This window comes from Leifsonia sp. 1010, assembly GCF_031455295.1.
Lineage (GTDB): Bacteria > Actinomycetota > Actinomycetes > Actinomycetales > Microbacteriaceae > Leifsonia.
Genome location: NZ_JAVDSL010000001.1, coordinates 1,291,734 through 1,306,127, shown reverse-complemented (window position 1 = coordinate 1,306,127; position 14,394 = coordinate 1,291,734). Strand labels below are relative to the sequence as shown.

The 14,394-nt window shown below is 71.2% G+C and carries 16 protein-coding genes; 15 read left to right on the top strand and 1 reads right to left on the bottom strand.

Annotation, left to right across the window (positions count from 1 at the left end):
* Positions 1 to 17 precede the first annotated feature (17 nt).
* The 13 genes from J2Y42_RS06390 (at position 18) to J2Y42_RS06330 (ending at position 12,533) form a co-directional block, all read left to right on the top strand.
* Positions 18 to 770, top strand: coding sequence for an amino acid ABC transporter ATP-binding protein (locus J2Y42_RS06390; RefSeq protein ID WP_309855986.1), 753 nt, complete (start codon positions 18 to 20; stop codon positions 768 to 770).
* A 73-nt stretch (positions 771 to 843) separates the two neighbouring features.
* The gene (locus J2Y42_RS06385; RefSeq protein WP_309855985.1) at positions 844 to 1,782 is read left to right on the top strand and encodes a glutamate ABC transporter substrate-binding protein; all 939 of its coding nucleotides are present in this window, start codon (positions 844 to 846) and stop codon (positions 1,780 to 1,782) included.
* 107 nt (positions 1,783 to 1,889) lie between these two features.
* Positions 1,890 to 2,534: an amino acid ABC transporter permease gene (locus tag J2Y42_RS06380; RefSeq protein WP_018189376.1), complete on the top strand. Its 645-nt coding sequence runs from the start codon at positions 1,890 to 1,892 to the stop codon at positions 2,532 to 2,534.
* Complete coding sequence (locus tag J2Y42_RS06375) at positions 2,531 to 3,484, top strand: amino acid ABC transporter permease (RefSeq protein ID WP_309855983.1); 954 nt, start codon at positions 2,531 to 2,533, stop codon at positions 3,482 to 3,484. The genes J2Y42_RS06380 and J2Y42_RS06375 overlap by 4 nt, the downstream gene beginning before the upstream one ends.
* Positions 3,477 to 4,493, top strand: a complete 1,017-nt coding sequence (locus tag J2Y42_RS06370) for an asparaginase (RefSeq protein WP_309855982.1) — start codon at positions 3,477 to 3,479, stop codon at positions 4,491 to 4,493. The genes J2Y42_RS06375 and J2Y42_RS06370 overlap by 8 nt, the downstream gene beginning before the upstream one ends.
* The gene (locus J2Y42_RS06365; RefSeq protein WP_309855981.1) at positions 4,490 to 5,245 is read left to right on the top strand and encodes a copper homeostasis protein CutC; all 756 of its coding nucleotides are present in this window, start codon (positions 4,490 to 4,492) and stop codon (positions 5,243 to 5,245) included. The genes J2Y42_RS06370 and J2Y42_RS06365 overlap by 4 nt, the downstream gene beginning before the upstream one ends.
* Positions 5,242 to 6,144 (top strand): ROK family protein, encoded by a 903-nt coding sequence (locus J2Y42_RS06360; protein ID WP_309855979.1) that lies wholly within the window; start codon positions 5,242 to 5,244, stop codon positions 6,142 to 6,144. Before J2Y42_RS06365 ends, J2Y42_RS06360 begins: the two co-directional genes overlap by 4 nt.
* Positions 6,145 to 6,218: 74 nt before the next feature.
* Positions 6,219 to 7,709 carry an FUSC family protein gene (locus J2Y42_RS06355; RefSeq protein WP_309855977.1) on the top strand — a complete coding sequence of 497 codons (1,491 nt, stop codon included), beginning with the start codon at positions 6,219 to 6,221 and terminating at the stop codon, positions 7,707 to 7,709.
* Positions 7,710 to 7,817: 108 nt separating this feature from the next.
* Complete coding sequence (locus tag J2Y42_RS06350; RefSeq protein WP_309855976.1) at positions 7,818 to 8,291, top strand: MarR family transcriptional regulator; 474 nt, start codon at positions 7,818 to 7,820, stop codon at positions 8,289 to 8,291.
* Entirely contained in the window at positions 8,291 to 8,713 is a 423-nt protein-coding gene (locus J2Y42_RS06345) for an organic hydroperoxide resistance protein (RefSeq protein WP_309855974.1), read from the top strand. The genes J2Y42_RS06350 and J2Y42_RS06345 overlap by 1 nt, the downstream gene beginning before the upstream one ends.
* A gap of 21 nt (positions 8,714 to 8,734) precedes the next feature.
* Positions 8,735 to 9,712, top strand: coding sequence for a zinc-binding dehydrogenase (locus tag J2Y42_RS06340; RefSeq protein WP_309858052.1), 978 nt, complete (start codon positions 8,735 to 8,737; stop codon positions 9,710 to 9,712).
* Between the two features lie 62 nt (positions 9,713 to 9,774).
* Positions 9,775 to 11,913, top strand: a complete 2,139-nt coding sequence (locus J2Y42_RS06335) for a S9 family peptidase (protein WP_309855972.1) — start codon at positions 9,775 to 9,777, stop codon at positions 11,911 to 11,913.
* Positions 11,910 to 12,533, top strand: a complete 624-nt coding sequence (locus J2Y42_RS06330) for a GyrI-like domain-containing protein (protein WP_309855971.1) — start codon at positions 11,910 to 11,912, stop codon at positions 12,531 to 12,533. The genes J2Y42_RS06335 and J2Y42_RS06330 overlap by 4 nt, the downstream gene beginning before the upstream one ends.
* Positions 12,534 to 12,545: 12 nt before the next feature.
* Here J2Y42_RS06330 and J2Y42_RS06325 read toward each other — a convergent pair whose 3' ends face one another.
* Positions 12,546 to 13,370 carry an aldo/keto reductase gene (locus J2Y42_RS06325; RefSeq protein ID WP_309855970.1) on the bottom strand — a complete coding sequence of 275 codons (825 nt, stop codon included), beginning with the start codon at positions 13,368 to 13,370 and terminating at the stop codon, positions 12,546 to 12,548.
* 58 nt (positions 13,371 to 13,428) lie between these two features.
* On the opposite strand from J2Y42_RS06325, the gene J2Y42_RS06320 reads away from it, so the two are divergent.
* The gene (locus tag J2Y42_RS06320) at positions 13,429 to 13,971 is read left to right on the top strand and encodes a type 1 glutamine amidotransferase domain-containing protein (RefSeq protein ID WP_309855968.1); all 543 of its coding nucleotides are present in this window, start codon (positions 13,429 to 13,431) and stop codon (positions 13,969 to 13,971) included.
* A gap of 104 nt (positions 13,972 to 14,075) precedes the next feature.
* Positions 14,076 to 14,357: a Fe-S cluster assembly protein HesB gene (locus J2Y42_RS06315; protein ID WP_309855966.1), complete on the top strand. Its 282-nt coding sequence runs from the start codon at positions 14,076 to 14,078 to the stop codon at positions 14,355 to 14,357.
* Positions 14,358 to 14,394: the final 37 nt, after the last annotated feature.

Below are 14,394 nucleotides of genomic sequence, written 5' to 3'. Positions count from 1 at the left end.
ACGATGCGAGGACCCGGATGACAGCAACGGACGCACGGCCGATGGTGAGCCTGCGCGCGGTCGACAAGCACTTCGGCGACCTCCACGTGCTGCAGAACATCGACCTCGACGTCGCCGAGCGCGAGGTCGTCGTGGTGATCGGGCCGTCCGGATCCGGCAAGTCCACGCTGTGCCGGTCCATCAACCGCCTGGAGACCATCGACTCGGGCGAGATCCGCGTCGACGGCGAGCTGCTGCCGGAAGAGGGCGCACCGCTCGCCAAGCTCCGGGCGGAGGTCGGGATGGTGTTCCAGTCGTTCAACCTGTTCGCCCACCGGACGATCCTCGAGAACGTCACCCTCGCTCCCCTCAAGGTGCGCAAGCTGAGCAAGGATGCCGCACGCGTCCAGGCGATGGAGCTGCTCGACCGGGTCGGCATCGCCGACAAGGCCGACAGCCACCCGGCGCAGCTCTCGGGCGGCCAGCAGCAGCGCGCGGCCATCGCCCGCGCTCTCGCCATGCAGCCGAAGGTCATGCTCTTCGACGAGCCGACCAGCGCCCTCGACCCCGAGATGGTCGGCGAGGTGCTCGATGTGATGACCTCCCTCGCGAAGGAGGGCATGACGATGATCGTCGTCACCCACGAGATGGGCTTCGCCCGCCGCGCCGCCGACCGCGTCGTCTTCATGGACCGCGGGCAGATCGTCGAGCAGGCCCCTCCCGCACAGTTCTTCGACTCCCCCGCCACCGAGCGGGCGAAGTCGTTCCTGGCCTCCGTGCTCTCGCACTAGCACCCGCACCGCACGAGGCCGCGCACCACCGTTCCACATCACACCGAAGTCCAATCAGAAAGGGATGCATCCCATGACCCGCAGCATCCGCAGGAAGAGCGCCGTCGCCGGCGTCCTGCTCGCGGCCGTGACGCTCGCCGTCACCGCCTGCTCCGGCAACACGGCACTGCCCGGCAACGACGCGAGCTCGACCGCGTCGGGGGACTCCGTCCTCGCCGGCGCGCCCGTCGCGAAGGCCGACCTGATCCTCTCCGGCTCGACCATGGAGAAGATCAAGAAGCGCGGCAAGCTCATCGTCGCCGAGGCCCTCGACGCCCCGCTGCTGTCGCAGCAGGACCCGACCGACCCGCAGAAGGTCAACGGCTTCGACGCCGAGCTGGCCAAGCTGCTCGCGATCTACATCATCGGCAAGCCGAACGTCGAGATCGTGCCGCCCGCCTCCGAGACCCGCGAGGCGATGCTGCAGAACGACACCGTCGACGTCGTCTTCAACACGTACACGATCACCGAGGAGCGGGCCAAGCAGGTCGCCTTCGCCGGTCCGTACTTCGAGTCCGGCCTCGCCGTCGCGGTCAAGAGCGACAACAAGGACATCAAGAGCGAGAAGGACCTCGACGGCAAGAACGTGATCGTCGGCGCCAACACGCCGGCCGTCACCGAGGTGCCGAAGATCGCCCCGAAGGCGACCGTCACCGCGTTCGGCACCGACCCGGCAGCCGTCCAGGCGCTCATTCAGGGCCGCGGCGACGCCTACGTGCAGGACTACACGCTGCTCGCGAGCGACGCCGCCAGCGAGAAGCAGATCAAGGTCGTCGGGCAGCCCTTCACCAAGGAGCCGTACGGCATCGGCCTGAAGCACGGGGACGACGACTTCAAGAAGTTCGTCAACGAGTGGCTGAAGACCATCCAGAAGGACGGCCAGTGGGGCAAGGCGTGGAAGACCACGCTCGGCACCGTGACCGACTCGGAGATCCCGACGCCGCCGGAGATCGGGTCCGTCCCCGGCTCCTGATCCGACCGCACCAGACCGGCCGGATGCGCGCGAGAGGCACCCACACAGGCCCGCGCGCATCCGGCCCCTCCGCTGACGCTCCTTCCCGACCACTCGACGAGAGAACGATGAATCCCCTGATCGACAACCTCGGGCCGCTGGCCCAGGCACTCGGCACCACGCTGCTGATGGCCGTGGTGGCCGGCGTCGGCTCCATCGTGCTCGGCGTGCTGGTCACGATCGCCCGCGTCAGCCCCATCCCGGTGCTCCGCGCGGCTGCGTTCCTGTACGTCCAGTTCTTCATCAACGTCCCGCTGCTGGCCCTGCTGCTGCTCGCGGTGTTCGCCCTGCCGGACGCAGGCATCCTCCTTCCGCTGACCCCGACCGCGATCATCGTGCTCACGGTCTACGAGGCGGCGTACGTCGCCGAGGCGGTGCGATCGGGTGTGAACACCGTCCCTGTCGGCCAGGTCGAGGCCTCCCGTGCGCTCGGACTCACGCTGTGGCAGTCGCTGCGCTACGTCGTCGTCCCGCAGGCGCTTCGGGCGGTCGTGCAGCCCATCGGCAACGTCATGATCGCGCTCGCCATGAACACCGCGCTGGCGGCGGCCGTCGGCGTCGTCGAGCTCACCGCCGAGGTCAACAAGGTCAACCTCGTCGCCGCGCAGCCCATCCTGATCTTCTCCAGCGCGGGACTCATCTACATGGCCATCGCCCTCGCCATCGGCCTTGCCGCCGGCTGGGTCGAGCGGAAGGTGGCGATCGCCCGATGACCGCACAGCTCATCCCGGACCGGCCGGCTCCTGCGCGCCCTCGCCGCCCGAAGCGCCAGTACGGCGCCTCCTTCATCTACGACGTTCCCGGCCCGCGCGGCCGTCGCAACATCCTCATCGGGTCGATCGTCAGCGTCGTCGTCTTCGCCATGATCGTCGGTCTGGGTCTCTGGCAGTTCGCGGCCCACGGCCAGCTCGCGGTCGAGCGCTGGGCGCCGTTCACGGAGTGGGCGATCTGGCAGTACCTGCTGGTCGGACTCCTGGGCACATTGGAGGCGGCTGCGATCGTCGCGGTGCTCGGCGCTGCGTTCGGAACCGTGCTCGCTCTCGGCCGGGTCAGCCAGGTGCGGTGGATCCGCTTCATCTGCGGGCTCTACATCGAGATCGCCCGCACCGTCCCGGTACTTCTGGTCATCTACCTGATGCTGTTCGGCCTCCCCCAGATCGGCATCAACCTGCCGACGCTCTGGAAGCTGGTCGTGCCGCTCACCATCGCGAACGCCGCGGTGTTCGCCGAGATCATCCGCGCCGGCATCCTCAGCCTCCCGCGCGGACAGCGCGAGGCGGCCCTCAGCCTCGGGATGCGTCCGGTCCAGGCGATGACGTACGTGGTGCTCCCCCAGGCGGTGCGCAACGTCACACCGTCGCTCGTGACCCAGTTCGTCAGCCTCCTCAAGGACACCTCGCTCGGCTACATCGTCGCCTTCACCGAGCTGCTGTACCGCGGGCAGGTGCTCGCCTCGTACCTGCACCTGCTCATCCCCACCTACGTCGCGGTGACGGTGATCTACCTCATCGTCAACGGCAGCCTCTCGGCCTTCGCGTCGCGGCTGCAGCGCGGCTCGCGTCGGCGCACCTCGCCGCAGCCCGTCCTCCCGACGCTTCCCGCCGTCGTCGCCGTCGAGCACGTCGACGACGGCACCGATTCCACGAAAGCCGACCATGTCTGACGCCCCCACCGTGTCCGTCCGCGCCGCCGACTCCTCGACCGAGCTGGCCGAGCTGGCCGTCGTGCGGCGCTCCGGCCTCATCGAGAGCCGGCACTTCGGGAGCCTCGTGGCACTCGACCCCGCGGGCCGCCCGCTGATCGAGCTCGGCGACCCGGATGCCGTGGTGCTGCCGCGCAGCACCGTGAAGCCGCTGCAGGCTCTCGGCTGCCTGACCGCTGGCGCGCCGCTGGCCGGTCCGGAGCTCGCCATCGCTGCGGGCAGCCACATGGGCGAGGACGAGCACGTCCGGCTGGTGCGCGAGCTGCTGACCCGCGCGGGCGTCGACGACGCTGCGCTCGGCTGCCCGGTCGACCGGCCCGAGGACGAGGCGACGTTCGAGCGGATGCTGCGCGACGGCGAGGGACGCTCGCGCGTGCGGATGAACTGCTCCGGCAAGCACGCCGCGATGCTCCTCGCCGCGGCGACCAACGAGTGGCCGACCGACGGCTACCTCGACCCGCAGCATCCGCTGCAGCAGCACATTCGTGCCACCATGGCGGAGCTGACCGGCGTGCCGGTCGGGCACGATGCGATCGACGGCTGCGGCGCACCGCTCTTCGGCACGAGCGTCCGCGGGATCGCGCGCGCCTTCGGCCGGCTGGTGCAGGCGGAGCCGGGCACGCCCGAGCGCGCCGTCGCCGACGCGATGCGCGAGCACCCCTATTACGTCGGCGGCACGGGCCACCAGAACACGACGCTCATGGAGACGGTCCCCGGAGCGCTCGCCAAGGGCGGCGCCGAGGGCGTGATCGGAGTCGCGGCAGCGGACGGCACGGCCGTCGCCATGAAGATCGTGGACGGCAGCCCACGGGCTACGACTCTCATCGCGCTCCGCGTGCTCGAGGTGCTCGGGACCCCGATCGCGGACGCGCGCGCGCTCACCGACCTCCCCGTGTTGGGCGGCGGCGTCCCGGTCGGTGCGATCGAGCTCGGCGCGGACCTGACGGCCGCGCTGGAGCGCCTCGCGTGACCGTCGTCGAGATCTGCCTCGACGACCTCGCCGGCGTCCGGGTGGCCGAGGAGGCCGGCGCCGACCGGATCGAGCTGTGCGCGGCGCTGGGCGAGGGCGGCATCACGCCGTCCATCGGCACGGTCGCAGGAGCGCTGCGCGCGGCGACGCGGATCGGCATCCACGTGCTCATCCGCCAGCGGCCGGGCGACTTCGTGTATGACGACGATGAGCTGCAGGCGATGGTGGACGACATCCACTCGATCCGTGCGCTCCCCAACCCCTCGGGCGTCGTCCTGGGCTTCGTCGTCGGAGCGCTGCGCGCCGACGGACGGGTGAACGTGGATGCGACCCGCCGCCTGGTGGCCGCGTGCGGCGATGCGCCGGTGACCTTCCACAAGGCGTTCGACCAGGTCGTGGACCGGGCGGAGGCGCTGCAGCAGCTCGCCGATCTCGGCGTGACACGCGTGCTGACCTCGGCCGGCGCCGCGACGGCGCTGGAGGGCGCAGACGAGCTCGCGCGACTGGTGGAGCTCTCGGGTGACCGGGTGACGATCCTTGCGGGCGGCGGCGTCCGTCCCGCCAACGTCGCGGAGGTCGTGCGGCGGACCGGCGTCGCGGAGGTCCATCTGCGGGCGCCGCGCGCTGTCGCCACTCCTGGCGCGGGCGCCCCGACGGCGTACGACTCGGGAGCGCGCGATGTCACCTCGGCCGAGGTGGTCCGCGCCGTGGTCGCCGCCGTCCGCGACACGGCGAGCGAGCAGTCCGCATGAGCGGCCTCCCGGTCGTCCTGGCCGTCGACCTCGGCGGTACTGCGATGAAGGGCGCGGTCGTCCGCGAGGACGGCGCGACCGTGACGGAGACGACGCTCGCGACCCCGACGGACGGCATCCTCACCGCGCTCGTCGGCCTGCTCGGCGAGCTGCGCCGAACCGCGGCCGACGACGGTCACGACGTCGTCGGCGCGGGCGTCGCCACTCCGGGGATGCTCGACGAGCAGCGCGGTCTGGTGCACTACGCCTCCAACCTCGGCTGGCGCGACGTCCCCCTCCTCGACATCCTCCGCTCCGAGCTGCACCTGCCGGTGGCGGTCGGTCATGATGTGCGCGCCGCCGGGCTGGCGGAGCGCAACAGCGGAGCGGCGCGAGGCTTCGGCGACTTCGCGCTCGTGCCGATCGGCACGGGGGTCGCCGCCGCTCTCGTCTCGTCCGGCGGCGCCGTGACCGGCGCGACCGGCGCCGCCGGCGAGTTCGGCCACATCCCCGTCATCCCGAACGGCGAACCGTGCACCTGTGGCCAGCGCGGCTGCCTCGAGGTGTACATGTCCGGCGCGGGCGTGGCCCGGCGGTACCGGGCGGCGGGCGGGGAGGCGCTCAGCACCCGCCGTATCGTCGAGCGGCTCGGGGTAGACCCGCTCGCCGACCGCATCTGGTCGGAGGCGCTCGATGTGCTCGCGCAGGGCCTCAACATCCTGACCCTGCTGCTCGATCCCGGACTGATCGTGCTCGGCGGCGGGGTCTCGCACGCCGGCGACGCGCTCTTCGGGCCGCTCGGCGAGCGCATGTCGGCGGGGCTGGCCTGGCGGGAACGGCCGCCGGTCGTCCAGAGCGCCCTCGGCGGCGACGCCGGTCGTGCCGGGGCCGCCCTGCTGGCGTTCGACGCCGCGCGCTGAGCGTTCCGCGCTGAGCCGGGCCGACCTTCGCCGCGCCACCCACTTCTCCTCCCACGCGGTGAGAGGATGTGCCGGTGGGCACGCGGCAGATCGGCGCCATGCTGGCGGACGGGACGACCGCGCTCGTCGCCACCGCCGCTGCCGCCGCCGCGTGCGCGACAGTGTGGTGGCTCGGGTCCCTGCTGGCGGGCGGCGCGACCGCGGGCGTGACGAGTGCCGCGGTGCTGGCGACGGTCGTGGCGCTCAGCCTCGGTCGGCGGACCTTCGCATCCCGGGCTGAGTTCGCACGCTCGGCCGTCGTGCTGCCGTTCATCGGACTCGTGGCGGGAGGCGTCGGATGGCTGCTCGTCGTCGCTCCTCCCGTGGGCGCGGCGCTCTTCGTCGCCGGGATGAGCGTGCCGATCTGGCTCCGGCGGTTCGGTCCCCGCCTCTCCCGGCTGGGAGCCCTCGTCGCCCTGCCGTTCACCGCGATGCTGATCGCGCCGGTGTCGCCCGTCTCCGGCCAGCCCGGATGGGTCACGACGCTGCTCGTCCTGCTCGCCGGGGTGATCGCAACCGTGTGGGTGGCCGTCGCCCGCGAGATCCTGCGCCTGCTGCCGGGGCGGCGGCAGGAGGCCGCACCGGCCGACCCTTCTCCGTCGGCAGTCCGCGGCGCTGCGGTCGGATCGGGCCGCGCGCGTCTGCCCGCGAGCACCCGGATGGCGATCCAGCTCGCCGTCGCGCTCACCGCCGCCTTTCTCTTCGGCTGGCTGCTCTTTCCCGAGCATGCGATGTGGGTGGTGCTGACCGCTTTCCTGGTGTGCTCGGGCAACCGGGGGCGCGGGGACGTCGTGCACAAGAGCGCCCTCCGCGTGGTGGGGGCCCTCGCCGGAACGATCGCTGCCGTCGCGTTGACCGCTGCCGCCCCGCACGCCTCCGGCTTCGGCGGCATCGTCATCATCTTCGTCGCGCTCTTCGCCGGTACCTGGCTGCGCGCGTACAGCTATGCCTTCTGGGCACTCACCGTGACGCTCGTCCTGACGCTTCTTCAGCAGCTGACTGGAACGGCATCGCTCACCGGCGAGACCGGGATGCTGGCCGAGCGGATGCTGGCGATCATCCTCGGCGCCGCGCTCGGCATCGCCGCCAGCTGGTTCGTGCTGCCCGTGCGCAGCATCGACGTCCTGCGGCGCCGGCTCTCGGAGCTGCTGACGACGGTTGGGGCGGCGATCGCTGCGCCGTCGGACGACGAGGAGGAGCGGACCCGCGCGGTCGCCGCCGTGCAGGCGTCAGCGGCGCGCGTCGAGCAACTGGCGCCGGCGCATCGCGCGCGGCGGCTGCTCCGACACCCAGGCCGCACGAACACGTCGCGGCCCGTGCTGCCGATCGACTGCATCGACGCCGCTGCCGACCTCCCGGACGCCCTCGACGAGCATCTCTCCCGACGCGGACCGGAGGATGCCGACCGCGCGCTCACCGCAGTCAAGCGCGCCCGCGCGACCCTCGCATCCCCTCCGGAGCTCGCCCGCGTCCGCGCGGCCCTCGTCGCCCTCGCGGCCGCGCTGCGCGCATCCCCCGCCCCCTGACGTCCGTAGGTCGCGACACGCCGTTATCCGCTCCGCATAACGGCGTGTCGCGTCCCATCGCCTGCCACTTAGATTGTGCACAACTTGATTGTGTGCAACTATAAGGTCATGCCGGTGACCGATGAGATGGTGTGCTTCTCGCTCTACGCCGCCACGCGTGCCACCACGCAGGCGTACCGTACGCTCCTCGAGCCGTGGGGGCTCACCTACCCGCAGTACCTCGTCCTCATCACCCTCTGGGTCGAGGGCGAGCAGACCGTCGGGTCGCTGGGCGAACACCTGCAACTCGACTCGGGGACACTGTCCCCGCTGCTGCGGCGGATGGAGCAGTCCGGTCTCGTCCGGCGCGAACGCCGCGCGGGCGACGAGCGCGTCGTGACGGTGACGCTCGGCGAACGCGGCCAGGAGCTGCGCTCGGAGCTCGCCCACATCCCCGCCCGGATCGCGGCAGGCACCGGCCTGCCCGACCAGCAGGCGGCGGGCGCCCTCATCGACACCCTCCACCGGCTCACGGAGACCATGCACGCTGCAGCGCAGCCGCAGGCCCCCGCGCACAACAGAACACCCTCCGAAAGGAACTGATGAACGTCCTCTACACCGCAGAAGCCCTGTCGACCGGCGCCGGCCGCGACGGCCGTGTCGCCACCAGCGACGGCTCGTTCGCCCTCGACCTCGCCGTCCCGAAGGAGATGGGCGGATCGGGAGCCGGCACCAACCCCGAGCAGCTGTTCGCCGCCGGATACGCGGCCTGCTTCCACTCGGCGCTGCAGGCGGTCGCCCGCAGCCAGAAGGTGAAGCTCGACGGCTCGTCGGTCGGAGGCCGCGTGGAGATCGGCCCGAACGGCAACGGCGGCTACCAGCTCGCCGTGCTGCTCGAGGTCGTCCTGCCCGGGATCGAGGCCGAGCAGGCCCAGGCGCTCGCAGACGCGGCGCACCAGGTTTGCCCGTACTCCAACGCCACCCGCGGCAACATCGACGTCACCATCACGGTTTCGGAGGACTGAGCCATGACAGACGCCACCACGATGCACGCCCTGGTCCACCACGAGTTCGGCGACCCCGCCGAAGTGCTCGCGGTCGAAGAGCGTCCCCTCCCCCAGCCGGGCGCCGGCGAGGTCCGCGTGCGCATGCTGCTCTCGCCCATCCATAACCACGACCTGTGGACCGTGCGCGGCACCTACGGCTTCAAGCCCGAGCTTCCCGCGCAGGCCGGCACCGAGGCGCTCGGCGTCGTGGATGCGGTCGGCGAGGGCGTCGAGCAGCTCACGGTCGGCCAGCGGGTCGTCACCGGCGGGACGTTCGGCGTGTGGGCCGAGTACTTCGTCACCCGGGCCGCCGGCCTCATCCCCGTGCCCGATGGGCTCCCCGACGAGTCCGCCGCCCAGCTGGTGTCGATGCCGTTCAGCGCGATCAGCCTGCTCGAGTCGCTCGGCCTGAGCGAGGGCGACTGGCTCATCCAGAACGCCGCGAACGGCGCTGTCGGCCGGATGGTCGCCCAGCTCGGCGCCGCACGCGGGCTCAACGTCGTCGGTCTCGTCCGCCGGTCCGCCGGTGTGGAGGAGCTGCGCGCCCAGGGCATCGAGCGCGTCGTCGCGACCGACGACGCGGGCTGGCGCGACCGACTCGCCGACATCACCGGGGGCGCACCGATCACCGCGGGCGTCGACTCCGTCGGCGGCTCGTCGGCAGGGGATGTGCTCTCCACGCTCGCCGAGAACGGCACCCTCGTCGTGTTCGGCGCGATGGCATCGCCGACGCTCGAGCTCGCCTCCGGCGACATCATCTTCAAGCAGGCCACGGTCAAGGGCTTCTGGGGCAGCGTCGTCAGCCGCGAGATGCCGGCCGACCAGCGCGGGCGGCTCTTCCAGGAGCTGTTCGCCCGCCTCCAGGACGGCACGCTGACCCTCCCGGTCGCAGGCGTCCACGGGCTGGACGACATCGCCGGAGCCGTCGCCGCGAGCGGCGAGGCCGGACGCGTCGGCAAGGTGCTGCTGCGCCCCTGACGATGGCCGCGACGACGGCCGCGACGGCGTGCGGGGTGGGCACCGCCCGATAGCCTGGGCACATGCTCACCCCGCCGGTCACCGCCAAGAAGCCCGTCGAACGCATCCACCACGGCGACGTCTACGTCGACGATTACGAGTGGCTGCGCGAGAAGGACGATCAGGCGGTCATCGCGCACCTCCACGAGGAGAACGCGTACACCAACGCCCGCACCGAGCACCTCGCGCTGCTCCGCGAGCAGATCTTCGACGAGATCAAGGCGCGCACCCGCGAGACCGACCTGAGCGTGCCGGTCCGCGAGGGCGACTGGTGGTACTACACCCGCACGGTCGAGGGCAAGCAGTACGGCATCCACTGCCGGGCCCCCATCGCCTCCGCCGACGACTGGGTTCCCCCGACGCTCGATGAGTCGGCCCAGCGCAGCGGCCTTCCAGGCGAGCAGGTCCTGCTCGACGACAACGCCGAGGCGGAAGGGCACGATTTCTACGCGCTCGGCAGCTTCGACGTGAGCGCCGACGGCACGCGCCTGCTCTGGGCCGTCGATACCGAGGGCGACGAGCGCTACACGCTCCGCGTCCGCTCGCTCGTCGACGACGGCGTGACCTTCCCCGATGAGATCGAGGGGACCGCGGGCGGCGCCCTGTTCGACCAGACCGGCGCCTACATCTTCTACACGACGGTGGATGAGTCCTGGCGCCCCGACACCGTCTGGCGCCACCGGGTGGGCGACGCTCCTGCGGTCCCTGACACGCAGGTGTTCCACGAACCGGACGAGCGCTACTGGATCGGCGTCGGGCTGACCCGCAGCCGGCGCTTCCTGGTCATCGAGGCCGGCTCGAACATCACCAGCGAGGCGTGGCTGCTCCGCTCCGACGACCCCACCGGCGAGTTCCGCGTGGTCTGGCCGCGGAAGGAGGGCGTCGAGTACGACGTCGAGCACGCCATCGTCGGCGGCCACGACCGCCTCCTCATCGTCCACAACGACGGCGCCGTCAACTTCGAGCTCGTCAGCGTCTCGGCGGACGACCCGCAGGGGCCCCGCCGGGTGCTCCTCGCCCACGATCCGGCCGTGCGCATCGAGGGCGTGGATGCGTTCCGCGACTTCGTCAGCGTCGAGTACCGCCGCGAGGGGATGACGCGGGTCGCCGTGGCCTGCGTGCCCGATCCGAACAGCGACGAACCGGCGGACGACACCCCGCACGAGCTGCACTTCGACGAGGAGCTCTTCACCGTCGGGGTCGGCGGCAACCCCGAGTGGACGCAGCCGTTCCTGCGCCTCGGCTACGGCAGCTTCGTGACGCCCTCCACGGTGTACGACTACGACGTCCGCACCCGCGAGCTCGCCCTGCGCAAGCAGCAGCCGGTGCTCGGGGCGTTCGACGCCTCGCTGTTCGAGCAGCGCCGGGAGTGGGCGACGGCACCGGACGGCGCACGCGTCCCGATCTCGCTCGTGTACCGCCGCGACCTGGTCACGCCCGGCGAGCCGGCCCCGCTCGTGCTCTACGGCTACGGCTCGTACGAGGCGAGCATGGACCCGTCGTTCAGCATCCCGCGCCTCAGCCTGCTCGACCGCGGCGTCGTGTTCGCCATCGCCCATGTCCGCGGCGGCGGCGAACTCGGCCGGCTCTGGTACGAGGACGGCAAGAAGCTCCACAAGAAGAACACCTTCACCGACTTCGTGGCGGCCGCCCGCCACCTCGTCGACCGCGGATGGACGGATCCGTCGCGCATGGCCGCACAGGGCGGCAGCGCCGGCGGCCTGCTTATGGGCGCCGTGGCGAACCTGGCGCCCCGCGACTTCGCCGGGATCCTCGCCGAGGTGCCCTTCGTCGATCCGCTCACCAGCATCCTCGACCCGTCCCTGCCGCTCACCGTGATCGAGTGGGACGAGTGGGGCGACCCCCTGCACGATCCGGAGGTCTACGACTACATGAAGTCGTACTCGCCGCTCGAGAACGTGCACGCGACGCACTACCCGCGCATCCTCGCCATCACGAGCCTCAACGACACCCGCGTGCTCTACGTCGAGCCCGCGAAGTGGGTGGCGAAACTGCGCGAGGTGGATGCGGACCCGCTGCTCAAGATCGAGATGGCCGCCGGCCACGGCGGCGTCTCCGGGCGATACGCCGCCTGGCGCGAGCGGGCGTTCGCGCTGGCATGGCTCCTCGACGTCGTCGGGGCGCATCCATCGGGCGAGTGACCGTGAAGACCGACCTGAAGAAGGAGCTGGGGCTCTACGCTCCCCGGCGCGGGCGCTTCGAGGTCGTCACCGTTCCGCCGCTGCGCTACCTGATGGTGGACGGCCACGGCGACCCGAACACCTCGGACGAGTACCGGGATGCGATCCAGACGATCTTCCCGCTCGCCTACGCGCTGAAGTTCCTCAGCAAGCGCAGCCTCGACCGCGACTACACCGTCATGCCGCTGGAGGCGCTGTGGTGGGCGGACGACATGGCGTCCTTCACGAGTGCCCGCGACAAGTCCCAGTGGCACTGGACCGCGCTCACCCTCGTCCCCGACTGGATCACCGACGCGCACGTCGAGGAGGCGACGGCGACCCTGCGGAGCAAGGGCGGCGCCCCGCGCCTGGACGAGCTGCGCGTCGAGACCCTCGACGAAGGGCTGAGTGTGCAGACCCTCCACGTCGGCTCCTACGACGACGAGGCGCCGGTGCTGGCCGAGCTGCACGACGTGTTCATCCCGGATGCGGGACTCACGATGACCGGGCGCCACCACGAGATCTACCTGAGCGACGCCCGGAGGACGGCGCCGGAGAAGCTGCGGACGATCCTGCGGCAGCCGGTCACCCGCGCCGACTAGGTCGCAGCGCGCTCAGCCCAGGTCGTCCGGGTCCTTGCCCGTGCGCTCCCCCGACTCGAGCGTCGCGATAGCGGCCAGGTCCTCCGCATCCAGCTCGAAGCCGAAGACGTCGATGTTCGACCGGATGCGCTCCGGCGAGGTCGACTTCGGGATGACCACGTTGCCCAGCTGCAGCTGCCACCGGATCACCACCTGCGCCGGCGTCACCCCGTGCTTCGCGGCGAGCGCGTCGAGGACGGGGTCGCCGAGCACGCGCCCACGCGCCAGCGGCGACCACGCCTCCGTCACGATCCCGTGGGCCGCGTCATACGCGCGCACCTCGGCCTGCGGGAGCCAGGGATGCAGCTCCACCTGGTTCACCGCGGGCACCGTGGCGGTCTCCCGCGCCAGCCGGTCGAGGTGATGCGTGTGGAAGTTCGCCACTCCGATCGACCGCGCGCGACCCTCCTCCCGCACCTTCTCCAACGCCCGCCAGGTGTCCACGTAGCGATCGCTGCGCGGCGCCGGCCAATGGATGAGGAAGAGGTCGATCGTCTCGAAGCCGAGCCTCTCCAGGCTGGCGTCGAATGACCGCAGGGTCGAGTCGTACCCGTTCTCCGTCCACCACACCTTGCTCGTGACGAACACGTCCGACCGGTCGAGCCCGCTGCGTCGCACGCCCTCGCCGACCCCGCGCTCGTTCTCGTAGAACGCCGCCGTGTCGATGTGGCGATACCCCGCCTCCAGCGCCGCCACCACAGCGTCCGCCGTCTCGGCCTCCGGGATCTTGTACACGCCGAAGCCCAGCTGCGGGATGGTGTTGCCGTCGTTGAGAGTCAGCTGCGGGATGCTCGCCATGGGTTCATTCTGCCGTGCCCCCGGCGTACAGGTGGGGCATCGGAAGGAGACCGACAAGATGGCACTGAACAACAAGACGATCGCATTCCTGGTGGGCCCCGAGGGCATCGAGCAGGCCGAGCTGGTGCAGCCCTGGCAGGCGGTGACAGAAGCCGGCGGCACGCCCAAGCTCGTGTCGAAGGAGGAGGGCGAGGTGCAGGCGTTCAACCACCTCACTCCGGCCGACACCTTCCCGGTGGATGTCACCCTCGGTTCTGCGAGCGCCGACCAGTTCGACGCCCTCGTGCTTCCGGGCGGTGTCGCCAACGGTGACCAGGTCCGCACGTTCCCCGAGGCCGTGTCGCTGGTGAAAGACTTCGCCGCAGCCGGCAAGCCCATCGCCGTCATCTGCCACGGCGGCTGGGTGCTGATCGAGGCGGGCGTCGTGGGCGGCCGGACGCTGACGAGCTGGCCGAGCCTGCAGACGGACTACCGCAACGCGGGGGCGACCTGGGTCGACGAGGAGGTGGTGGTCGACGACGGCCCGTTCGCCCTCGTCTCGTCGCGCAAGCCCGACGACCTGGACGCCTTCGGCCGCGAGCTCGTGAAGGCCTTCGAGTAGAGCCTCGTGAGCGTTCCCTGGCAATGGCCTCCGAGCCGGTTGCGGCCGGCGGGAGTGCGCGGGAACGTAGTCGACTCCTGGACCATCGATAGGAAGGAGAGCACATGCTCACCCTCACCGAGAACGCCAGCACCATCGTCAAGACGCTGACCGACCAGTCCCCGGACGACTCCGCGGGTCTGCGCATCAGCAGCAGCAACCCCGACAACACCGCGTTCGCCGCGGCGGTCACCCCGGAGCCGGAGGCCTCGGACCAGGTGGTCGAGTCAGGCGGCGCCCGCATCTTCCTCGAGACGCAGGCGGCCGAGGTGCTCGACGACAAGGTGCTCGACGCACAGGTCGACGACCAGGGAGCCGTCAGCTTCGCGATCGGCGTCACCGCCTAGCGCGACGCGACGCGACGAAGGCCCGGAGCCACTCGGC